22 protein-coding genes and 1 riboswitch are annotated in these 23,079 nt (G+C 44.2%); of the genes, 20 read left to right on the top strand and 2 right to left on the bottom strand.

Features of this window, described 5'->3' with window-relative positions:
* Nucleotides 1–12 precede the first annotated feature (12 nt).
* The 3 genes from proC (at nucleotide 13) to HPC40_RS08440 (ending at nucleotide 3,225) form a co-directional block, all read left to right on the top strand.
* Entirely contained in the window at nucleotides 13–828 is an 816-nt protein-coding gene (proC, locus tag HPC40_RS08450) for a pyrroline-5-carboxylate reductase (protein ID WP_208119057.1), read from the top strand.
* Nucleotides 825–1,979, top strand: a complete 1,155-nt coding sequence (locus HPC40_RS08445) for a 3-phenylpropionate MFS transporter (protein WP_208119056.1) — start codon at nucleotides 825–827, stop codon at nucleotides 1,977–1,979. The genes proC and HPC40_RS08445 overlap by 4 nt, the downstream gene beginning before the upstream one ends.
* A gap of 262 nt (nucleotides 1,980–2,241) precedes the next feature.
* A complete protein-coding gene (locus tag HPC40_RS08440; protein WP_208119055.1) occupies nucleotides 2,242–3,225 on the top strand; it encodes an amidohydrolase family protein in 984 nt (327 codons plus the stop codon).
* Nucleotides 3,226–3,286: 61 nt separating this feature from the next.
* Here HPC40_RS08440 and ribB read toward each other — a convergent pair whose 3' ends face one another.
* Complete coding sequence (gene ribB, locus HPC40_RS08435) at nucleotides 3,287–3,946, bottom strand: 3,4-dihydroxy-2-butanone-4-phosphate synthase (RefSeq protein WP_208119054.1); 660 nt, start codon at nucleotides 3,944–3,946, stop codon at nucleotides 3,287–3,289.
* Nucleotides 3,947–4,025: 79 nt separating this feature from the next.
* Nucleotides 4,026–4,156: riboswitch (FMN riboswitch) on the bottom strand.
* A gap of 106 nt (nucleotides 4,157–4,262) precedes the next feature.
* Between ribB and ubiK the strand changes: the two genes are divergently transcribed.
* From ubiK to glyA, 6 genes are all read left to right on the top strand, one after another.
* Nucleotides 4,263–4,580 (top strand): ubiquinone biosynthesis accessory factor UbiK, encoded by a 318-nt coding sequence (ubiK, locus tag HPC40_RS08430; protein ID WP_208119053.1) that lies wholly within the window; start codon nucleotides 4,263–4,265, stop codon nucleotides 4,578–4,580.
* A gap of 21 nt (nucleotides 4,581–4,601) precedes the next feature.
* Nucleotides 4,602–5,867, top strand: a complete 1,266-nt coding sequence (gene nadR, locus HPC40_RS08425; protein ID WP_208119052.1) for a multifunctional transcriptional regulator/nicotinamide-nucleotide adenylyltransferase/ribosylnicotinamide kinase NadR — start codon at nucleotides 4,602–4,604, stop codon at nucleotides 5,865–5,867.
* A complete protein-coding gene (locus tag HPC40_RS08420) occupies nucleotides 5,868–6,554 on the top strand; it encodes a metallophosphoesterase family protein (protein WP_208119051.1) in 687 nt (228 codons plus the stop codon).
* 154 nt (nucleotides 6,555–6,708) lie between these two features.
* A complete protein-coding gene (purD, locus tag HPC40_RS08415; RefSeq protein ID WP_208119050.1) occupies nucleotides 6,709–7,998 on the top strand; it encodes a phosphoribosylamine--glycine ligase in 1,290 nt (429 codons plus the stop codon).
* The gene (locus tag HPC40_RS08410) at nucleotides 7,995–8,522 is read left to right on the top strand and encodes a hypothetical protein (RefSeq protein WP_208119049.1); all 528 of its coding nucleotides are present in this window, start codon (nucleotides 7,995–7,997) and stop codon (nucleotides 8,520–8,522) included. The genes purD and HPC40_RS08410 overlap by 4 nt, the downstream gene beginning before the upstream one ends.
* Nucleotides 8,523–8,718: 196 nt before the next feature.
* On the top strand, nucleotides 8,719–9,972 hold the full coding sequence (gene glyA, locus HPC40_RS08405; protein ID WP_208119048.1) for a serine hydroxymethyltransferase: 1,254 nt from the start codon (nucleotides 8,719–8,721) through the stop codon (nucleotides 9,970–9,972).
* Between the two features lie 73 nt (nucleotides 9,973–10,045).
* Here the strand turns inward: glyA and nhaA are convergent, their stop codons facing one another.
* Nucleotides 10,046–11,233 (bottom strand): Na+/H+ antiporter NhaA, encoded by a 1,188-nt coding sequence (gene nhaA, locus HPC40_RS08400; RefSeq protein WP_208119047.1) that lies wholly within the window; start codon nucleotides 11,231–11,233, stop codon nucleotides 10,046–10,048.
* Nucleotides 11,234–11,447: 214 nt separating this feature from the next.
* Here nhaA and HPC40_RS08395 point away from each other — a divergent pair, with 214 nt between their 5' ends.
* The 11 genes from HPC40_RS08395 (at nucleotide 11,448) to hslU (ending at nucleotide 23,062) form a co-directional block, all read left to right on the top strand.
* Nucleotides 11,448–12,455, top strand: a complete 1,008-nt coding sequence (locus HPC40_RS08395; RefSeq protein ID WP_208119046.1) for a TAXI family TRAP transporter solute-binding subunit — start codon at nucleotides 11,448–11,450, stop codon at nucleotides 12,453–12,455.
* Nucleotides 12,455–12,919, top strand: a complete 465-nt coding sequence (locus tag HPC40_RS08390; RefSeq protein ID WP_208119045.1) for a DUF1850 domain-containing protein — start codon at nucleotides 12,455–12,457, stop codon at nucleotides 12,917–12,919. Before HPC40_RS08395 ends, HPC40_RS08390 begins: the two co-directional genes overlap by 1 nt.
* Nucleotides 12,916–14,904 carry a TRAP transporter permease gene (locus HPC40_RS08385; RefSeq protein WP_208119044.1) on the top strand — a complete coding sequence of 663 codons (1,989 nt, stop codon included), beginning with the start codon at nucleotides 12,916–12,918 and terminating at the stop codon, nucleotides 14,902–14,904. Before HPC40_RS08390 ends, HPC40_RS08385 begins: the two co-directional genes overlap by 4 nt.
* A gap of 174 nt (nucleotides 14,905–15,078) precedes the next feature.
* Nucleotides 15,079–16,002, top strand: a complete 924-nt coding sequence (rfaD, locus tag HPC40_RS08380; protein WP_208119043.1) for an ADP-glyceromanno-heptose 6-epimerase — start codon at nucleotides 15,079–15,081, stop codon at nucleotides 16,000–16,002.
* A gap of 13 nt (nucleotides 16,003–16,015) precedes the next feature.
* Nucleotides 16,016–17,071, top strand: coding sequence for a lipopolysaccharide heptosyltransferase II (gene waaF / locus HPC40_RS08375; protein WP_208119042.1), 1,056 nt, complete (start codon nucleotides 16,016–16,018; stop codon nucleotides 17,069–17,071).
* Nucleotides 17,071–18,027, top strand: a complete 957-nt coding sequence (gene rfaC, locus HPC40_RS08370; protein WP_208119106.1) for a lipopolysaccharide heptosyltransferase RfaC — start codon at nucleotides 17,071–17,073, stop codon at nucleotides 18,025–18,027. Before waaF ends, rfaC begins: the two co-directional genes overlap by 1 nt.
* Nucleotides 18,028–18,099: 72 nt before the next feature.
* Entirely contained in the window at nucleotides 18,100–19,344 is a 1,245-nt protein-coding gene (gene pepT / locus HPC40_RS08365) for a peptidase T (RefSeq protein WP_208119041.1), read from the top strand.
* Between the two features lie 11 nt (nucleotides 19,345–19,355).
* Complete coding sequence (gene dcuC, locus HPC40_RS08360; protein WP_208119040.1) at nucleotides 19,356–20,729, top strand: anaerobic C4-dicarboxylate transporter DcuC; 1,374 nt, start codon at nucleotides 19,356–19,358, stop codon at nucleotides 20,727–20,729.
* A gap of 135 nt (nucleotides 20,730–20,864) precedes the next feature.
* Entirely contained in the window at nucleotides 20,865–21,389 is a 525-nt protein-coding gene (gene hslV / locus HPC40_RS08355; RefSeq protein ID WP_208119039.1) for an ATP-dependent protease subunit HslV, read from the top strand.
* Entirely contained in the window at nucleotides 21,389–21,709 is a 321-nt protein-coding gene (locus HPC40_RS08350; protein WP_208119038.1) for a DMT family transporter, read from the top strand. The genes hslV and HPC40_RS08350 overlap by 1 nt, the downstream gene beginning before the upstream one ends.
* Before the next feature lie 21 nt (nucleotides 21,710–21,730).
* Nucleotides 21,731–23,062: an HslU--HslV peptidase ATPase subunit gene (hslU, locus tag HPC40_RS08345; RefSeq protein ID WP_208119037.1), complete on the top strand. Its 1,332-nt coding sequence runs from the start codon at nucleotides 21,731–21,733 to the stop codon at nucleotides 23,060–23,062.
* Nucleotides 23,063–23,079 lie beyond the last annotated feature (17 nt).

Genomic DNA, 23,079 nt, shown 5'->3' with positions numbered 1-23,079 from the left:
AGCGAGATAGCGATGAAAAATACAAAAATCGCCTTTATTGGCGCAGGTAATATGAGCAAGGCGTTAATTTCAGGGTTATTGCGGTCAGGTGTTGCGGCTCAGCAGTTAATTGTAAGCAACCCGAGCCAGCCGAAATTGACCGCACTTTCACAACACGGGGTTCACACCACGCAAGATAATAATGAGGCAATGGATTTTGCAGATGTTGTGGTTTTGGCGGTGAAGCCACAGATGATGGCAAGCGTATGCCAAGGGGTAAGTGCGGTAAATCTACACAATAAGCTGTTGATCTCCATTGCCGCAGGAATGCTGATTGCGCGTATTCAGCAGTTGTTGCCCACTGCGTCAGCCATTATTCGTGCGATGCCGAATACCCCTGCATTATTGCAAGCGGGGATGACGGGGCTCTTTGCCAATGCACCGTGTTCACATGAACAAAAAATGCTTGCTGAAACACTGTTTGGTGCGGTGGGTAAAGTGTGTTGGGTTGTCGCAGAACGCGATATTAATGCGATCACCGCAGGTTCAGGCTCAAGCCCCGCGTATTTTTTCTATGTGCTAGAGGCGATGCAAACCGCACTTTTAGCGATGGGGCTGACGGAGCGGCAAGCCAGAGGGCTGATTGAGCAAGCGATGGCTGGTTCTGCCAAAATGGTCGTGGAAAATCCTCAGCTCAGTTTGGGGGAATTGCGTACGCAAGTAACCTCAAAAGGCGGCACCACAGCCGCTGCAATTGCAGAATTTGAAAAGTGCGGTTTGGCAGATATTATCGCTCAAGGTATGCACCAAGCGGTTGCTCGTGCGCAGGAAATGGAGCAGCAATTGTGATTAAACTTTCTCCTTTTGCTTGGTTGATTGCCAGCTTTATCGGCTATTTCGCCGCATATGGTGTATTTTTGCCTTTTTTGCCTGTTTGGCTACAATCGCAGCATTATAGCGATGAGATGATCGGGCTGATTGCCGCCAGTGCATTTTTATTTCGTTTCATTGGCAGTATGGTGTTTTCTCAGTGGATAAAGCTGCCCTCGCATCTGATTCCCACCTTGCGTGCGATAGGTTATGTTAGTTTGTTGCTCACAGTGGGAATGATTTTTAGTGCGCACAGTGCATGGTTGTTGTTTATCTTTATTGCACTATTTAATGTGGTATATGGTGCAGGTGTGCCGTTGACGGATTCTTTGGCGGGCACATGGCAACAGCAGGTGCCGTTGGATTATGGCAAGGCGCGCTTAACGGGATCTTTGTCATTTATTGCGGCGAATTTGCTGGCAGGGTATGTGCTGGCATTATGGGGGGATGAAAATACACTGTGGTTAATGAGTGTGCTGCTGCTGGTGTACATTATCGCACAGCATGCCACCCCCACGGTTGTGCCACAAAATCCGACAGATGACGAACAGGCGCATGAGGAGGCAAGCTATAAACGCATTTTCACTAACCGTCCGTTGGTTGCCTTATTGGCGGTGTTGGCATTAATTCAGGGGGCACACGGCGCATATTACGCTTATGGCGTGTTGTATTGGGCGCAGCAAGGTATCAGCGTTGAGCTTACCGGTTGGCTGTGGGGCATTAGTGTCGCTGCGGAAGTGATGTTATTCTTTTTTGCTAGCCGCTTATTCAAAGCAACCTCGTTGACCGCACTTTTAACGGTATCTGCGTTATTTTCTGTGATTCGCTGGGCGGGTATGGCGTATGTCGACGGCTTTTTTGCTTTTCTATTATTGCAATGCTTGCATGCGTTTACCTTTGCGATCTGTCACTTTGCCACCGTGCGCTATATTTCCGCTCAGCCAAGCCGTTTAATCCCTAAATTACAGGCGTTATATAGCGGTGTGTGTAGCTGTTTAAGCGTTGCATTGCTCATGTTGCTAGCGGGTGGGTTGTATAACAGCAATCCTGCGTGGGCGTTTATGGCAATGGCATTAGCGATTGTGCCGACATTCCCATTACTGGCGTATATTAAACGCCATTTGGTGTAAAACGAGACCGCACTTTACACAAAAGTGCGGTTAACATTAAGGCAAAAAGAGCTTTATTTCTTAGCATAAAAATTTTATACTACCGCCCTAGTTCCAATAAGGAACTAGATTATGCAACATGTAACGTCAAATTATACCTATCACAGCCTGCCATTGCGCGGCATGCTTAACTATTTCCATTGGCAACGATCCTCATTTATTGAGGATTTTTTTTGCCCGCAAAACACAACAGCACTACACTATCATAATCTCGGAGTAAACGATGCAACACGTTCGTACTTTTAACACCTATATCCGCGACGAAATCATTAAACAAGGTGGCTGGGTCAATGCTCACGCTCACGCAGACCGTGCTTTCACGATGACTCCTGATAAAATCGACATTTATCGGCGTTGTAACTTGCAACAAAAATGGGATTTAGTGGATGAAATCAAACGTCAATCAAGTGTGGAAGATTATTACGCACGTTTTTGCCAAGCAATTGAAATGATGATTCAGCAAGGCGTAACAGCATTTGGCACGTTTGTTGATATCGATCCTGTGTGTGAGGATCGCGCGATTATCGCAGCCCATCGCGCGCGCGACGTGTATAAAAATGACATTATCCTTAAATTTGCGAATCAAACCCTGAAGGGGGTGATCGAGCCAACCGCACGTAAATGGTTTGATATTGGTGCCGATATGGTAGACATGATCGGCGGTTTGCCATACCGTGATGAGCTTGAGTATGGTAAGGGTTCAGAAGCCTTTGATATTTTAATGGAAGCGGCAAAATCGCGTGGCATCATGTGTCATGTGCATGTGGATCAGTTTAATACACCGAAAGAAAAAGAAACGGAAATGCTGTGTGATAAAACAATCGAACATGGCATGCAAGGGCGAGTTGTCGGCATTCATGGCATTTCCATTGGCTCACATTCGAAAGAATATCGTTATAAATTATATGAAAAAATGCGTCAAGCCCAGTTAATGATGATTGCCTGTCCAATGGCGTGGATTGATTCTAACCGTAAAGAAGACTTAATGCCATTTCATAATGCCCTAACCCCCGCTGATGAGATGATTCCCGAAGGTATCGTCGTGGCATTAGGCACGGATAATATTTGCGATTATATGGTGCCATTGTGTGAAGGTGATATGTGGCAAGAATTAAGCCTGCTTGCCGCAGGTTGTCGTTTCCCAGACATTGAAGCGATGATTAATATTGCTAGCGTGAACGGGCGTAAAGTCCTTGGATTAGATTAATAGCAGTTATCATTTTGTCATCGCTAACCGCACTTTATATGCTATAAAGTGCGGTTTGAGTTTACGCTGAGTGTGAATATGCATCATGCTGTAAACGGTATTGCACCAAATCTTCTATGGTTAATACACACAACTGATGTTGCATCGCAAATGCCACAATGTCATTGGTGCGTGCCATAGAGCCATCATCGTTTGTTATCTCACAAATCACGCCTGCGGGAATCAAGCCAGCAAGGCGAGCTAAATCAACAGCGGCTTCGGTGTGTCCACGCCGAGTTAGCACACCACCTGATTGTGCCTTTAATGGAAAGATATGGCCAGGACGGTTGAGATCGTTCGGTGTGGCATTCGGGGCGATAGCGGCTTTAATGGTAGTTACGCGATCGGTGGCACTGACCCCCGTACTCACGCCGTGTGCCGCTTCAATGGTAACCATAAAGGCGGTGCGGTTTACGCAGGTGTTGTGTGCGACCATCGGCTGAAGTGCTAGCTGTTCACATTGATTTTCCGTTAGACAAAGGCACACAATACCGCTGCCAAAACGAATTAACATGGCCATTTGTTGTGGCGTAATGGTTTGTGCGGGGAAAATTAAATCGCCTTCATTTTCACGATCTTCATCATCCAACACCAATACACCTTGACCTGCGCGAAAGGCATCAAGTGCACGTAGTACACGTTGTTCACTGTTGCCAAATGGGGAAAGAATAGACTGATTCATAGTAATATCCTTGTATTAAGTTACTAGAATCAGGGCATGATGATTAGCGTATAGCACATGCCATACGCAACACAGACAACTGTGTCCTCTTTCATCCAGACTGTAACTGTCGGCTTCGGAATTGCACCGAATCTGCTGACTTTAAGCGAGGCTTAAACGCTCGTGGGCTTTACCACCGGTGGGGAATTACGCCCCGCCCTGAGAACGCCTTTATTATATGCTAAATTTGTGTTGTGTGGATAAATAATTTCCATTTAGGGCAGCAATTTCGTAAAATGGAGCATATATATTTACATTGAATAAAAAAGGAATATTTATGCTAAATCCAAAAAAATTGGAGCAAATTGCACAGCAAATTCATGATGCCTTGCCAAAAGGTATTAAGGAATTTGGTGGTGATATGGAAAATAAGCTCAAACAGGTAATCCAGGCGCAATTAACGAAACTTGATGTGGTAAGTCGCGATGATTTTGAGGTGCAAACCCAAGTGCTAATGCGTACACGTGAGAAGCTGACCGCACTTGAGATGCGAGTCGATGAACTTTCACGTCTATTGGGCAAAACCCAAGTGCAGAATGATAGCAGCATTGAGCCAGCCCCAGCGGTATTTAATGAAAATGATACAGCTCAATAGATGAGATAAAAGGAGTGCAATATGTCATTTGCGTATTTACAACAAAAACGTAAACAGCTTAATTTAAAAGTCAATGAAGTATGCGAGCAAGCCGGTGTAACGCGTGCTTACTTTAATCAACTCGTGAGTGGCAAAATTAAAAATCCTAGTGCAATTAAATTACAGGCATTGCATAAAGCACTCAATATTACTGCACAAGTGGACAAAAAAGTGGGTGTCATTTTTGGCAAATTTTATCCCGTACATACAGGGCATATTAATATGATTTTTGAAGCCTTTAGTAAGGTGGATGAAATTCATGTGGTGGTGTGCACGGAAAGTGAGCGTGATTTGAAGCTGTTTTATGACAGTAAAATGAAAAAAATGCCAACACCACAAGACCGCCTGCGCTGGATGCAGCAGATTTTTAAATATCAACAAAAGCAAATTTTTATTCATCATCTCGTGGAAGATGGCTTGCCAAGTTATCCTAACGGGTGGGAAGCGTGGTCTTTGCGTGTACAAAATCTTTTTCAGGAAAAAAATGTTAATCCCACCATTGTGTTTAGCAGTGAACCACAAGATAAAGCACCTTATGAAAAATACTTGGGCTTGAAAGTGCATTTAGTCGATCCAGAACGCAAGTTTTTCAATGTGTCGGCGACCAAAATTCGTAACCATCCATTCCATTATTGGAAATTTATCCCGAAAGAAGTGCGTCCTTTCTTTGCAAAAACCATTGCGATTTTAGGGGGCGAAAGTAGCGGTAAAACCGTGTTAGTCAACAAATTAGCTACGGTGTTTAATACAACGTCGGCATGGGAATATGGGCGCGAATATGTCTTCGAACAGCTCGGCGGTAATGAACAAGCCATGCAATTTTCTGACTACCCGTTAATGGCGATCGGGCATTTGCGTTATGTGGATTACGCGCTTCGCCATGCGCACAAAGTTGCTATTGTGGATACTGATTTCATTACAACACAAGCATTTTGTATTCAATACGAAGGCAAAGCACATCCATTTTTGGACTCAATGATAAAAGAATATCCCTTTGATATTACGATTTTACTGTCGAATAATACCAAATGGGTGGACGATGGACTTCGTAGCCTTGGCGATAAAAAATCACGTCAACGGTTTCAAGATTTGCTGAAAAAACTGCTGGATAAATACCAAGTGCCTTATATTGAAATCAATTCGCCGAGTTATCTTGAACGTTATGATGCAGCTAAAGCGATTGTGGAAAAAGTCCTCAATGAAGAAGATTTGCCTCAATTGCATCATGATGATGTGAAAGGAGCTTAAATGTTACTGTTTGCAGGTGATCCTCATGGCAGTTATGAACATTTATTGCCGATTGTGCAAACACAGCGTGATATTGCGCTGATTATCCTAGGAGATTTGCAGTTACAAGATTGTGCTGCTCTCGATCAACTTGGACAATTTTGTGATTTGTGGTTTATTCATGGCAATCACGACAGTAAAACAGTACAGGCATTTCAGGCCTTATGGGGAAGTCATTGGTGTGAGCGAAATTTACATGGCAAAGTCGTGGAGATTCAAGGGGTAAAAATAGCGGGGCTTGGCGGGGTGTTCCGTGGGCAAGTCTGGATGCCACCGAATAAACCGCTCTTTTTTGATCCTATTCACTACTGCCAATATTGCCCGCCAGAAAAAATTTGGCAGGGCGGATTGCCATTGCGCCACCGCACATCCATATTTTTATCTGATATTGAAACCCTCGAGCAACAACAAGCCGACATTTTAGTGTGCCATGAAGCCCCTAAACCGCACCCGTCGGGGTTTCACGTGATCAATCAACTGGCAGGGCGAATGGGGGTGAAAAAAATATTTCATGGACACCATCACGATAGTTTTGACTATACCGCCTATCCTAAACGCGATGCTTTTGACGTAATTAATGTCGGTTTTCGCAGCCTTGCCACCCAAGATGGCGAATTTTTATTAATCGGGATTGATGATAGAGAATAAAAGTGCGGTTATTGACCGCACTTTTTACGCAGATCTTAGTTGACATACTAGCTGACTAAAAAAGTCAAATAAACACGAGCAGAAATGGAAAAGAACGGTTAAAATACCTACAACAATGCAAATCCCTTCACCCAATTAGATAAAAGGACACAAGATGAATATCTTAATCATTGGAAACGGCGGACGTGAACACGCACTGGCATGGAAAGTGGCACAATCAGAGAAAGTTGAACGCGTGTTTGTTGCGCCAGGTAACGCGGGCACCGCACTTGAGCCTAAAGTCGAAAATATTGCTATTGCCGTTACAGATGTGGCACGTCTGGTCGAATTCGCCCGAGAGAAAGCCATTGATTTAACCATTGTTGGTCCTGAAGCACCACTGGTTTTAGGGGTGGTCGATGCTTTCCGTGCAGCAGGATTGAATATCTTTGGTCCAACCAAAGCAGCTGCTCAGCTTGAGGGGTCGAAAGCATTTACTAAAGATTTTCTTGCTCGACATAATATCCCAACGGCACAGTATGCCAATTTTACCGACGTTGAGTCTGCGCTTGCGTATGTGAGAGAAAAAGGTGCGCCAATTGTGATTAAAGCGGACGGTTTGGCGGCGGGGAAAGGGGTCATTGTTGCAATGACGCTTGAAGAAGCAGAAAGTGCGGTTCAGGATATGTTAGCGGGCAATGCGTTTGGTGATGCGGGGCATCGTATTGTCGTCGAAGAGTTTCTGGACGGTGAAGAAGCCAGTTTTATCGTGATGGTCGATGGTAAGCATGTTGAGCCGATGGCGACCAGTCAAGACCATAAGCGTGTAGGCGAGAATGATACTGGTTTGAATACAGGCGGCATGGGAGCGTATTCGCCAGCCCCTGTGGTAAGCGATGAGATTCATCAGCGTATTATGAATGAAGTGATTATGCCTACGGTGGAAGGAATGGCGGCAGAGGGGAATACATACACTGGCTTTTTATACGCAGGATTGATGATTATGCCTGATGGACAACCGAAAGTGATTGAATATAACTGCCGCTTTGGCGATCCAGAAACCCAACCAATTATGATGCGTTTGCAATCGGATTTGGTTGATCTCTGCCTAGCAGCGTGTGCAGGGCAACTGGATAAAGTGCAATCCCAGTGGTGCAGCCAAGCTGCATTAGGCATCGTGTTAGCGGCCGAAGGTTATCCTGGAGACTACCGCAAAGGCGATGAAATTTTAGGTGCGAAAAGTGCACTTGATGGTGCGAAAGTGTTTTTAGCTGGCGTAAAAGCGCAAGACGGTAAATTAGTTACTGACGGGGGGCGTGTACTCTGTGCGACAGTATTGGGCGATAGCGTGGCGCAGGCACAGCAGAAAGCGTTGGCATTAGCGGAAAAAATCACCTGGAATGGACGTTTTTATCGCAGTGATATTGGGCATCGCGCCATTGCACGGGAGAAGGTCAACGCTTGAGAGCAGGATTAACCGCACTTTGCTGTTGCGCGTTGTTAGGGTGTGCACATCAAGAGGAACAAATGGCTTCATCTGCGTTAGTCGGTGAGTGGGTATGCCCGATGACACAAGCAAAACAACGCATGGCACAGACGGATTATGTCACATTTAAGCCAGACGGCACACTCCATGGCAAAGGTAGCTTTGTGTACCCGATGAACAAACCGCGATTTCGTTTCAGCCAAACATTTCAAGGGAAGTGGCGTATGGAGGGCAATGTGGTGCATATTTCGGTTGTGAATGCTTCGCTTGAACGTCAACATAGCAACAGCACGCAACACCGCTTGAAAACATCAACGAAATGGCGTGCACAAGAGCAGACATTATTTGCAAAAGCAAATGCACAGTATCGATCTGGGAAAGTTGACGCCACATTTGAGGTGATTGATCTTTCTAAGCGAGAATTTTCCTATGTGCAATATCGCTCCGATCAACGTTACTACGGCGGCTGTGTGCGAGCGCATACTCAACGGCGCGAAAGATGAAATCCGAGCTGACTGCACTTTGTATAATATTCCATTATGAAAGGGAACTGGCGAATAGAAATTTTATGGTGGCTGCAAGCGTTAATGAATCCTATTCATTGATGGTGTGAAAAAATTGATGATGTTGACTATTTGAACACAGCGCAAAAACCGTTAGACTATACACAATTGACCTCCAATAAAACAAGGAAAAACTATGTTAAAACGTGCTATGAATATCGCAGATTATGATCCACTGTTGTGGGAGGCTATCAAAGCGGAAGATCGCCGCCAAGATGAGCATATTGAATTAATTGCGTCAGAAAATTACGCCAGCCCACGAGTGATGGAGGCGCAGGGATCACAATTAACCAATAAATATGCGGAAGGTTATCCTGGTAAACGTTATTATGGTGGTTGTGAGCATGTTGATGTGATTGAGCAATTAGCCATTGATCGTGCGAAAGCATTATTTGGAGCCGATTACGCCAATGTTCAACCGCACTCTGGTTCTCAAGCGAATGCAGCCGTGTATATGGCGTTGTTAAATCCTGGTGATACGATTTTAGGCATGAGTTTGGCACATGGTGGACATTTGACTCACGGTGCTGCGGTCAGTTTCTCTGGTAAAATTTATCATGCTGAGCAATATGGTATTACTGATGATGGCGTGATTGATTATGATGCGTTACGCGAGCAAGCCTTGGCAGTTAAACCGAAAATGATTGTGGGTGGATTCTCAGCTTATTCACAAGTGGTGGATTGGGCAAAAATGCGTGAAATCGCCGATGAAGTAGGCGCATATTTATTTGTAGATATGGCACACGTCGCAGGGCTGATTGCCGCAGGTGTATATCCAAGTCCAATTGAGCATGCGCATATTATTACGACAACAACCCATAAAACATTAGCAGGCCCGCGTGGCGGCTTAATTTTGGCGAAAGGTGGTGATGAAGAGCTTTATAAAAAACTCAACAGTGCGGTGTTCCCAGCAGGGCAAGGTGGCCCATTGATGCACGTGATTGCCGCGAAAGCCGTATGCTTTAAGGAAGCGATGGAGCCAGAGTTTAAAGCATATCAACAGCAAGTGGTGAAAAATGCCAAAGCTATGGTTGAGGTATTTAAAGCGCGTGGTTATAACATTGTATCCAATGGTACAGAAAATCACTTATTCTTAGTTGATTTAGTCAATAAAGGATTAACAGGCAAGGCTGCTGATGCTGCACTGGGTAAAGCGAATATTACCGTGAATAAAAATGCAGTGCCAAATGATCCGAAAAGCCCATTTGTCACCTCAGGTATCCGTGTCGGTACACCGTCCATCACGCGTCGCGGCTTTAAAGAGCAAGAGGCTGAAGTGTTGGCGGGTTGGATGTGTGATGTATTAGACAATATCGAAAGTGATGAGGTGATTGCACAAACCAAAGAAAAAGTGATGGCGTTGTGCAAACGTTTCCCTGTTTATGCGTAATATGCAATATAAAAGCGAGAGTTATCTCGCTTTTTACGTTCATTAGCAAAGTGCGGTTAGACCGCACTTTTTATTATGTATTGCTTACATCGTGTAGTGTATTTTTGCGTGTAAAGATATTTAATAAAATATAGCCCAAAATCGCAGAAGAAACAGAGCCCATTAAAATACCGATACGTGAAAGGGTATTAATCTCTTCACCTGAAAATTCAAAAGCAAGCCCTGATAAGAACATCGCCATTGTAAAACCGATACCACATAGCGTGGCAACAGCGAAGATCTGTTTTAAATTCACCTCAGGTGGCAGTTTCGCTAATTTTAATGCCACTGCGATATAAGAAAATCCAAATACACCGATGGTTTTTCCAACTAATAATCCTAGTGCGATCCCAACAGGGAGGGCACTGAAAAGCGTATCACTGCTTATTCCCACAAGCGATACACCAGCATTTGCAAATGCAAAAATGGGTAAAATAAAGAATGCCGACCATGGATTTAACGTATGTTCTAAATGTTCAAGTGGGCTGTCGCCATGTTTGTCTTTTAATGGGATCATAAAGCCAAGCACCACGCCAGCCAGTGTGGCGTGCACGCCTGATTTGAGTACGCATATCCACAATACTAAGCCAACCAGCATATAGCCAGTTAATGAGCTGACTTTTAGGCGATTCATAATAAATAATACGCTGATACAGATAGCAGCTCCGATCATTGCGGCACTGCTCAATTCACTGGCGTAGAAGATCGCAATCACAACAATGGCACCGAGGTCGTCAATAATGGCTAATGCCAGCAAAAAGATTTTCAATGAAAGCGGTACTTGTTTGCTGAGTAATGCCATAATGCCCAGTGCAAATGCGATATCGGTCGCCATTGGAATTGCCCAGCCCTCCATGGCAATAGGATCGCTGTGGTTTATTCCCCAAAAGACAAGTGCGGGCATAATCATCCCACCAATAGCGGCTAAGACGGGCAAGATAGCTTGCTGATAGCTTGATAACGAGCCGATGAGGATTTCACGCTTAACTTCTAACCCCACCAATAAAAAGAAAATGGCCATTAGTCCATCGTTGATCCATAACAACAATGCTTTGCTTAACCCATATTCTCCGAAGCTCACGGTGAACTTGGTATTGAGCAAGTCAAAATAAATCGCTGCTAATGGCGAGTTTGCAAAAATCAGTGCCAGCACCGACGTGGACAATAAAATAATGCCACCTGCGGATTCTAATTTTAAAAACTTTTCGATAAACGAGGTCATATTACTCCTTAGATTTCAAAATGCCTTTTTATTTGCATAAAGTGCGGTTCTATTATAACTGATTCTTATAAGAGATGAGGATAAGAATATAGAGTTAGTTCACACTTTTGTATATTTATATGGATAACTGATTGACACCGTCATAGTGTAGCTATATTTTCAATGTTACATAAATGTTCAACAAATGTTAATTTATTTTGGGTAAGGAGATCGTATGAAATTGGTAAAACATTCATTCGCGGCATTAATGGGTGCATTTTGCGTTCTTGGTTTAAGTGCATGTGATGAGAAAAAAGAGAATACAGTTGCACAATCAGCAGAGAACCCTAGTACAGAACAAGAGGGCTTGCAGACTAAATTTGTGACAATTGCCACAGGCGGTGCGTCTGGGCCGTATAATATTATTGCCACTACGTTAGCCGAAATTTATGCGAAAGATTTCAATACGAATTCAAAAACACAAACCACAGGTGCTTCTGTCGAAAATATCAATTTGATTAATCAAGGTAAAGTCGAAATGGCGTTTGTGATGAGCGATGTTTTAAGCGATGCGGTTAATGGCACAGGTAATTTTAGTCAAAAGTTAGATAGTGTTAGTGAAATAGCTGCACTTTATCCTAACTTTGTACAAATCGTTACCTCAGGGAAAACTGGGATCAAGACCATTACGGATTTAAAAGGCAAACGTGTGGCAACGGGTGCACAAAATTCAGGCGTGGAAGTGAATGCACGCAATTTGCTGGCGGGTTTTGGCATTACTTATGATGATATTAACGTGGATTATCTTGGTTATGCAGAAGCGGCTGATGCCCTTAAAGCAGGCAAAATTGACGCCGCCTTTCTCACGAGTGGCTTGCCTAATTCGTCATTGATGGAATTACAACAAGGTTTTGATTTGCAGCTAGTCAGTATCCCAGCTGAAGGCGCGGCCAAAATTGCTGAAAGCAAACCTTATTTTACCCCAATGGACATTCCAGCTAACACCTATGGCAATGCAGAACCTGTACCGACCGTGGCAATTAAAAATGCGTTGGTGGTACAAACTAGCATGAGCACTGACGATGTCTATAAATTAACTAAGCGTTTTTTTAAAAGTTTACCGCAACTTGTCACTGCTCACCAAGCGGCTAAAGGCATTAGTGTAGAGGGCGCACAGCAAGGACTTGTTGCACCGTTGCATCCAGGTGCTGAAAAATATTATGCTGAAGTGAACGCCCAATAATGAGAAAACACCAAAAGTGCGGTTTAATCGGTATTGTGCTGACCGCACTTTTGAGTTTCTATCCGCTTCAAGGAATTGAAGTTAAAAGCCAAAACATAAATTGCCTGTTGCACACGAGTGCATTTCAGTTGCGGTGGCGGCATTCGGTAGAGTATCAATTATGGATTGAACAATACCGTGTTGAAAAACAAAATATAGTGCTCTTTGCAACATGGCTGCAAACATTTGGCGCGGGTACACCGTCACAAGGAGAATACATCGCCGCACCGCCAGGATTTATCGGCTTAAAACAAGATATTACATTGCCTGAACTCAACTGGGCGGTATCACGCAATATGCAAGGTGTATTATTAGCAAATAATGATGAATTTGAACTGTATCAACGTGTTCCTGATTACAGCAACGTGACGATTCGAGTAGCAAAACGTCCAATTTATTTGTTTTTATGGAGAAAATGTCAATGAGTGATATAAACCACTCGTCCACCACATTGAGTGCGCATGAACGCGCTGTTTTAGAAAAATTTGATCGCGAATCGGTTACTCGCCAGTTAAAGTGCGGTTTTCAACGTTATGCTGTCTCAAGCATTGCGATTTTTTATTCTTTGTTCCATCTCTATATTACATTTTATCCGCTACCGACGTTGTTGCAGCGATCCGTACATGTTGGCGTAGGCTGTTTGTTGATTTTTTTACTATATCCGGTATCAAAAGCCGCAAGACGCGATAATATTGCGTGGTTTGATTGGATTTGGGGAGCCGCAGCATTAGCAGGTGTTGGTTATTTAATCTATCAGTATGATGCCATTATGACTGTGCGTGGCGGTATACCTAATCAGTTTGATATTATTTTTGCGATGTTAACCGTTTTAGTGGTATTAGAAGCGGCAAGGCGGATTACTGGCTGGATTTTGGTGATTTTTGCGTTGATTTTTTTAGCCTATCCCTTTATTAGCTCTATGAGTTTTATGCCAAATCGATTATTGACTCGCCCTTACGATATTGGTGATATTTTTGGACAGCTTTATCTTAAAACGGAGGGGCTATATTCGTCTGCTATTGGTGCATCCGTGACATTTATTTTCTTGTTTATTCTCTTTGGTGCATTTTTAGGGCGTTCGGGTATGGGGCAGCTATTTAATGATCTTGCCTTGGCATTAGCGGGTGATAAACAAGGTGGACCTGCTAAAGTTGCCGTAATTTCGAGTGGATTTATGGGCAGTATTAATGGTGCCGCAGTTGCAAATGTGGTGAGTACTGGCGCATTTACGATTCCATTGATGAAAAAAATAGGCTACCGCAAGGAATTTGCGGGAGCCGTGGAAGCAAGTGCATCCGTAGGGGGGCAAGTATTACCGCCTATTATGGGGGCAAGTGCATTTATTATGGCGGAAACGACAGGCGTGAGTTATGGCACTATTGCACTAGCCGCACTTTTACCTGCGGTGCTGTATTATTTAAGCGTGATTGCACAGGTTCATTTTCGTGCAGGCAAGCGCAATTTAAAAGGCATTGCGCGTGAGCAATTGCCACAATTGGGTGCAGTAATGAAAGCGCGTGGACATATGCTATTACCTATTGTTGCGTTAGTCTGGTTTTTAATTGAGTCAGTTCCGATTGGCTATGCCGCTGCATATACGATCGGCATCACTGTATTGGTCAGTCAACTACGACGTGAAACTCGCATGGGGTGGCAAGATATTCTCGGTGCGTTAGAAGATGGGGCGCGTCAAGCTCTTCCTGTAATGGCGGCTTGTGCGGTGGTTGGGATTGTGATTGGCGTGGTAAATTTAACCAGTTTTGGATCAGTGATGACCTCATCAATTGTTGCATTAGGCGCAGGATCGCTATTGTTAACGTTGATTTTAACGATGCTGGCGTCGATGGTATTAGGTATGGGCTTGCCTTCTATTCCAGCTTATATCATCACAGCAACTATGGCAGCACCAGCGTTAGCAACGTTTGATATTCCTGTGTTAGTTGCACATATGTTTGTCTTTTATTTTGGTATATTTGCAAACATTACCCCACCTGTCGCGTTGGCTGCGTTTGCAGGGGCGGGTATTTCAGGCGGCGATCCCATGAAAACAGGCTGGCAATCTTTACGCTTAGCACTTGCTGGTTTTATTGTCCCATTTATGTTTGTCTATAATCCGACTATGTTAATGATAGACCCAACAGGGCTTGCGATAACGGCGAGAGAGTTCCCATTGCCAAGTTTGTTGGCGATTCTCAGCGTGATTGCGACTTCTCTGATTGGTGTGTTAGGGCTTTCTGCCGCGCTAGAAGGCTATTTTAAACATAACCTATTGTTATGGCAGCGTATTATTTTAGCGTGTGGCTCATTGATGTTGATTACCCCAGAGTCTATAACAGACGTTATTGGCTTGATCTTAGTTGCTGTGATCATATTGCTGAATATAAAAACAAGGACTGTATTACCTAAGTAAAGGCATCAATAACGAACATATTGAGGTTTTTTATTCGCTTGGAGAGAGTAATTCAGATAATTTGAGCGAAGTCGCGTTTTTTGATCGGTGATTTGCGTAGAATACCGCACTTTTTATTTTTCTTGCGGATAAAATCCTTTACAATGAAGAAAACATCACAACGAGGGTAAGCGTATGATTATTGTAACAGGTGGCGCAGGTTTTATTGGCAGCAATATTGTAAAAGCCTTAAATGATAAAGGACGGCGTGATATTTTAGTGGTGGATAATCTCACCGATGGAACCAAATTTGCCAACTTGGTGGATTTAGACATCGCTGATTATTGCGATAAAGAGGATTTTATCGCCTCAATTATGGCAGGTGATGAATTAGGTCCTATTGATGCGGTGTTCCACGAAGGGGCATGCTCAGCCACCACAGAGTGGAATGGCAAATATATGATGCAAAATAACTACGAATATTCTAAAGAATTATTGCATTATTGTCTCGAACGTCAAATCCCTTTCCTGTATGCCTCGTCGGCAGCCACCTATGGCGACCGCGACACATTCATTGAAGAGCGTCAGTTTGAAGCACCACTGAATGTATATGGTTACTCCAAATTCTTATTTGACCAATATGTACGAGAGATTTTGCCTGAAGCACAATCGCCTGTGTGCGGTTTTCGCTATTTCAATGTGTATGGGCCACGTGAGAGCCATAAAGGCAGCATGGCAAGTGTTGCATTTCATTTAAATAATCAAATTTTAAATGGCGAAAATCCGAAATTATTTGCAGGTTCTGAGCATTTTCGCCGCGATTTTGTTTATGTAGGCGATGTGGCAGCAGTGAATTTATGGTGTTGGGAGCATCGTATTTCTGGCATTTATAACTGTGGTACAGGCAATGCAGAAAGTTTTGCTGAAATTGCCAAAGCGGTCATTGCTTTCCACGGCAAAGGCGAAGTGGAAACTATACCATTCCCTGAACATTTAAAAAGCCGTTATCAGGAATACACGCAGGCGGATTTAACCAAATTGCGTAGTGCAGGCTACGACAAGCCATTGAAAAATGTGGCAGAAGGTGTGGCGGAATATATGGCGTGGCTCAATCGATAAAAGGTCAAGTGCGGTGAATATCTTAATTATCGGACCGTCGTGGGTGGGGGATATGATGATGTCCCACAGTCTTTATCAGCAATTAAAAAAAACGTATCCTGAATGCAATATTGATGTGCTAGCACCAAACTGGTGTCGAGCCTTGTTGACCCGTATGCCAGAGGTGAGAGAAGCACTTGAAATGCCCATTGGACATGGGCGTTTTGCGTTACGTGAGCGTTACCGTTTAGGCAAAGCGTTGCGAGGGCAATATGACATGGCGATTGTATTGCCAAATTCGTTTAAATCAGCCTTGATCCCATTTTTTGCGCAGATTCCCGTTCGCCGTGGCTGGCTGGGGGAAAGCCGTTATGGGCTGTTGACAGACTGGCGAAAAAATAAACATGGCTACCCTTTGATGGTGCAGCGTTATGTGGCTCTTGGGTTTGAAAAATCGGCGGTTCCCACAGCAACGACAATGAAAATTGAAAAACCGTATTTACAACTCGAGCAAAGTGCGGTTGACCAAACACTCACTAAATTTGCTCGCCAAACCGAACTGGCAGCGCATCGTCCTGTGATCGGTTTTTGCCCTGGTGCGGAATTTGGACCAGCGAAACGCTGGCCGCACTTTCATTACGCTACCCTTGCCAGCAATTTAATCGATCGAGGTTACCAAGTACAGATTTTTGGCTCCAATAAAGATGAAGAGGTCGGCGAACAGATCAAAACCGCACTTTCTGCTGAACAGCAAGCTTTCTGCCTCAACTTAGCGGGTCAAACGAGTTTACCCGAAGTTATTGATTTAATTTCTACCTGCCAAGCGGTGGTCAGTAATGATTCAGGCTTGATGCATATCGCAGCGGCACTTCGTCGCCCTCTGGTGGCGTTATACGGCCCAACCAGCCCAGAATACACCCCGCCACTAAGCGATAATGTGGACATCATTCGTTTAATTGACGGCGGTTTGATCAAAGTGCGGTCAAGTAAAGACAGTCCACAAGGCTACCATCAAAGCCTGATTGACATCACGCCAGATATGGCATTGACCGCACTTGAGCGAGTGCTACAACCTAGCGTGGTGCAATGATGAAAGTGTGTATCGTCAAAACCTCATCGATGGGGGATATTCTCCACACATTGCCTGCCTTAACCGATGCTAAGCAAGCCATAGGCGATATCACCTTTGATTGGGTGGTGGAAGAAAATTTTGCCGAAATCCCACACTGGCATGCCGCCGTCGAGCAGGTTATTCCAATTGCGATTCGTCGCTGGCGAAAGCATCTTTTTCAGTCAGCAGTGTGGTCAGAGTGGAAAGCCTATCGCACACGGTTACAACAACGCCACTATGATGTGGTGATTGATGCACAAGGTTTGTTTAAAAGTGCTTTTTTTGCGACACGTTTAGCGCAGGGGATAAAGTGCGGTTATGATCGCCATTCCATTCGTGAGCCTATTGCAACCTTATTTTACGATAAACACTATAACATTGCTCGTCAGCAACACGCGGTGGAACGGATTCGTCAGCTTTTTGCGGATGTGCTGGGCTATTCCTTACCAGCGCATAAAGGTGATTATGCCATTGCGCAGCATTTCCAGCATCAAGGTACACAGCCACCTTATTGTGTGTTTATCCATGCCACCACGCGTGATGAAAAACATTGGCAAGAAAACTATTGGCGGGAACTTATCGCCCGTACCACCGCACTTGGAATTACGGTTAAATTGCCATGGGGCAATGCCAATGAGCGAGCCCGTGCAGAGCGTTTGGCTCAAGGGTTTGAGCATGCCACAGTGCTTCCTAAAACCAGTTTGGGTGAGATTGCGTCGATTTTAGCAAATGCGACCAGTGTGGTTGCGGTGGACACGGGGTTGTCGCATCTCACTGCAGCACTTGATGTGCCCTGCATTGGGCTTTATGGCGCGACCGATCCCAAACTCATCGGCAGTTATGGCAAACATCAAACCGCACTTTCAGCAGAAACGATGGCGGCACTTTTGCCTGAACATGTATGGCACCATTTAAAAGCCCAAATTGAGAAATAATAAAATGGCGGTTTGATTTAGATCAACCGCCATTGTTCATTATGGGCTATGATAAAGCATAAGGAGAATATAATGACAGAATTAGTGACATTGCAGCCTGAATTACAGGAACGTTTATTGCGTTACGTTAAAATTCATACCACATCGGATGCAAGCAGTGATACCGTGCCGAGTACCCCACAGCAGTGGGATTTGTTACATTTGTTGATGCAAGAAATGCAACAAATGGGCTTGGATGAGATTAGCCTTGATGAGAAGGGCTATCTGTTTGCCAGTCTCCCTGCGAATGTAGAAAATGCCCCTGTTCTTGGGCTTTTAGCACATGTGGATACAGCACCTGATTTTAATGGGGAGAATGTGCATCCGCAGATTATTGAAAATTATGATGGTAAAGATATTGCGTTAAACGGTAGCGGCGATGTGCTTTCACCTGCGCAATTCCCGCATTTGACCGCACTTTTAGGTCACACGTTAGTGACGACTGACGGCACGTCATTACTGGGTGCCGATGATAAATCGGGCATCGCAATTATTCTCTGCGTGGTGGCCTATTTGCAAGCCCATCCAGACATTCCACACGGTAAATTGCGTATTGGTTTTACGCCAGATGAGGAAATTGGGCGAGGCCCGCATCACTTTGATGTGGAAAAATTTGGCGCAGATTTTGCCTATACCTTAGATGGCGGCCCGGTGGGCGAATTGCAGTTTGAAAACTTTAATGCGGCTGAAGCGACGGTAACATTCTTTGGGCGTTCTGTTCACCCAGGCAGTGCAAAAGGTAAGATGATCAATGGTTGGGAGCGTGCTTGCGAATTTCATGCTGCATTACCGCCCCATTTAACCCCTGCGACAAGTGAAGGCAAGCAAGGATTTATTTATTTGCGTAAGATTGATGGGAATTTAGAGCGTTGTCAATTGCATTATGCCTTGCGAGATTTTGAGCGTTCAGGTTTGAGCGAAAAAGAAGCACAGTTGCAAGCAACATTACACCAAATGCAGCAAAAATATGGCGAAAAGTGCGGTCAGCTTGAGGTAAAACAGCAATATGCCAATATGCGTGACAAAGTGGCGGATTTCCCTGCGTTAATTGATGTGCCTAAACGCGTTATGCACGCGATGGGAATTACGCCAAATCTTGAACCGATTCGCGGTGGTACTGACGGTGCACAGTTGTCATTTATGGGCTTACCAACCCCTAATTTATTCACGGGAGGTGAGAATTTTCACGGCAAATTTGAATTTATTTCGGTTGATGTGATGAACCAAGCAGCGAATGTCTTGCTAGGCACCATTCAAGCACTCGCAAACAAAGCGTAAGGAGAGAAAACATGGGATTACTACTTGGATTTCTAACCATTTTTTTGGTTGGTTGGCTGATAATCAAACGTTACAATGCTAAAGGGGTGTTATTTACAGCAGGCATCTTATTGCTGATTGTTGCGGCATTTATGGGGCATTCGCCACTTAAAGAAAGCACGGGCACAAGTGTAACAGACATTGTTGAGTATATTTACCATTTAATGGAAAAACGTGGCGGTGGGCTGGGCTTGCTCATTATGATTTTAATTGGTTTTTCCTATTATATGTCAGAAGTTGGGGCAAATGATGTGGTCGTGCGGGTGCTATGTAAGCCGTTAAAACACATAAAATCGCCTTACCTGCTCTTGGTTGGTGGGTATTTAATTGCTTATCAAATGGGATTTGCTATTGGTTCTGCTACCGCACTTGGTGTTTTTTTGATGGCAACATTCTTCCCTATTATGACACGACTTGGCATTTCAGCACCCAGTGCGGCGGCAGTGTGTGCGACCACATCTGCGGTGAATCTTAACCCAACCGCAGCGGATTTGATTTTAGCAGCGGAAAAAGCAGAAGCCAACATTATTGATTTTTCATTCTTTACCATTTTACCGATGAGTATTGTGGCATTATTGGCAATTGCAACAGCGCACTTTTTCTGGCAGCGTTTCTGTGATAGACAAGAAGGATTGCATCCTGAGCAAGTGCAATTTCAACCCACAGACAGCGTTGATCCTAACACGCTTTTAACAACCAACGCGCCAACCTATTATATTGTGCTGCCGTTTTTACCGATTGCAGGCTTGATTTTGTTTAATGGCACCACGCTCCCGCAGCTCTCACTTGGAGCGGTTGTGGTGTTAACCATTTTAATTACCGCACTGATTGAGTTTATCCGCAAACGCAGCGCACAAGCGGTGTATGAAGGTATTGAAGTGTGCTACAAAGGCATGGCAGAAGCTTTTTCTGGCGTAGTAATGTTGTTAGTTGCAGCTGGTGTATTTGCAGAAGGTTTAAACCAAATCGGCTTTATTCGTGATCTGATTGATACAACCCAGCAATTTGGATCAGCAGCACTGATTATGATGTTAACGTTGGTGGTTATTACTATGTTGGTCACCATCGCATCTGGTTCTGGGAATGCTGCATTCTATGCGTTTGTTGAAATCGCACCTAAATTAGCTACACACTTAGGCATCAACCCAGCGTATCTCATTGCGCCAATGGTGCAAGTCTCTAACACTGCACGAGGCATGTCGCCAGTATCTGGCGTGATTGTAGCAGTCTCTGGTGCGGGGAATATCTCTCCATTATTACTGGTTAAACGCACCAGTGTGCCATTGTTAGTCGGCGCAGTTGTTATTGTGCTTTATACCATTTTTGCAATACCCACCGTGGTATAATCCATATCAAAGTGCGGTCTAGACCGCACTTTTCTTTTTCGAGCATGCCTTGAAACCGCACTTTTTATACCCATATAGTGATCATTGAACAGTGAAATGCAAAGTGCGGTGACACTTTGTTTGATGAGGTGAATTATGACCACAATAGTCAGTGTGCGTCGCAACGGTGAAGTTGTTGTCGGCGGTGATGGGCAAGTGTCTTTAGGAAATACTGTCATGAAAGGTAATGCCCGCAAAGTGCGGCGTTTATATGGCGGTAAAGTGCTGGCAGGTTTTGCGGGCGGCACGGCAGACGCATTCACATTATTTGAATTGTTTGAGCGTAAACTTGAAATGCACCAAGGGCATTTATTAAAAAGTGCGGTCGAACTTGCAAAAGAGTGGCGCACCGATCGGGCGTTGCGTAAATTAGAAGCGATGCTGATTGTTGCTGATGAAAAAGAATCGTTGATTATCAGTGGGCTAGGCGATGTGGTACAGCCAGAAGCGGATCAAATTCTGGCGATTGGTTCAGGTGGAAATTATGCACTTTCAGCAGCGCGTGCACTAGTGGAGAATACGGATCTATCTGCACGCGAAATTGTTGAGAAATCCCTTAAAATTGCAGGGGATATTTGTGTTTATACGAACACGAATTTCACGATTGAGGCACTGCCTTAATGGGATGGTTTTATCTCCTGATCGCAGGGCTCATGGAAATTGGATGGCCAGTCGGGTTGAAAATGGCAACTCAGGCTGAAACGCGCATTTTGGGGATTATGATTGCAGTTGTCTTTATGGCAGCAAGTGGTGCGCTATTATGGCTGGCACAAAAAACAATTCCAATTGGGACAGCCTATGCTGTTTGGACCAGTATTGGTGCCGTGGGTGCGTTTGTGGTTGGCGTTTTGTTTTATCAAGACAGCCTCACATTTTGGCGTACGTTAGGGGTATTGTTAATTATTGTCGGCGTTGTGGTATTAAAACTTGCCACACCGTAGTGAATTTGAAAGGAAAAATATATGTCTGAGATGACTCCAAGAGAAATAGTATCTGAATTAGATCGCCATATTATTGGACAACGTGAAGCAAAACGTGCTGTTGCCATTGCATTGCGTAATCGTTGGCGCAGAATGCAATTACCTGAGCCACTGCGTCATGAAGTGACGCCGAAGAATATTTTGATGATCGGTCCAACAGGGGTTGGTAAGACAGAAATTGCTCGCCGTTTAGCGAAATTGGCTAATGCACCGTTTATTAAAGTGGAGGCGACGAAATTTACAGAAGTGGGATATGTGGGTAAGGAAGTTGATTCAATTATTCGTGATTTAGCCGATGTGGCGATGAAATTAGTACGCCAAACAGAAATTGAAAAAAATAAATTCCGAGCGGAAGAAGCGGCAGAAGAGCGTATTTTGGATGCACTGTTGCCGCCTGCCCAAAATCAATGGGGTGAAGCGGAAAAAACAGACACAAGTAGCCATACGCGCCAAGTATTTCGCAAAAAATTGCGAGAAGGGCAGTTAGATGATAAAGAAATTGAAATCGATGTAGCCCAAGCGGCGATGGGGGTTGAAATTATGGCACCTCCAGGTATGGAAGAGATGACGAACCAATTGCAATCGTTGTTTCAGAATATGTCTAGCGGTAAAACCAAAAAACGCAAAATGAAAATTAAAGATGCGTTAAAAGTGCTGACTGAAGATGAAGCGGCAAAATTGATCAATCCTGAAGAGCTAAAACTCAAAGCAATTGAAGCTGTGGAGCAACATGGCATCGTCTTTATTGATGAAATTGATAAAATCTGTAAACGTGGTGAAACCTCAGGACCAGATGTTTCTCGAGAAGGTGTGCAGCGAGATTTATTGCCATTGGTAGAAGGTTCAACCATTAATACGAAGCACGGTATGGTGAAAACCGACCATATTTTATTTATTGCTTCGGGGGCGTTTCAAGTGGCTCGTCCGTCGGATTTAATTCCTGAATTACAAGGGCGGTTACCTATTCGTGTAGAATTAGGCGCACTGAGTGCCAATGATTTTGAGCGAATTTTAACAGAGCCAAATGCGTCATTAACCGAGCAGTATCAAGCATTGATGAAAACCGAAGGGGTTGACATTGTCTTTACGGAGGATGCCATTGCAACCATCGCACAGGCGGCATTTACCGTTAATGAGAAAACAGAAAATATCGGTGCCCGTCGTTTGCATACTGTATTGGAGCGTTTAATGGATCAGATTTCATTTGATGCCAGTGAGATGAGTGGACAATGTGTTAGTATTGATAAAGATTATGTCCAAAATGCACTGGGTGATGTGGTGGAAAACGAGGATCTTAGTCGATTTATTCTATAAAAAAAGCGACCTTAAAG

Origin of the sequence: Spirabiliibacterium falconis, assembly GCF_014885015.1 — a bacterium.
Lineage (GTDB): Bacteria > Pseudomonadota > Gammaproteobacteria > Enterobacterales > Pasteurellaceae > Spirabiliibacterium > Spirabiliibacterium falconis.
This window is presented reverse-complemented; position numbering and strand designations above follow the sequence as displayed.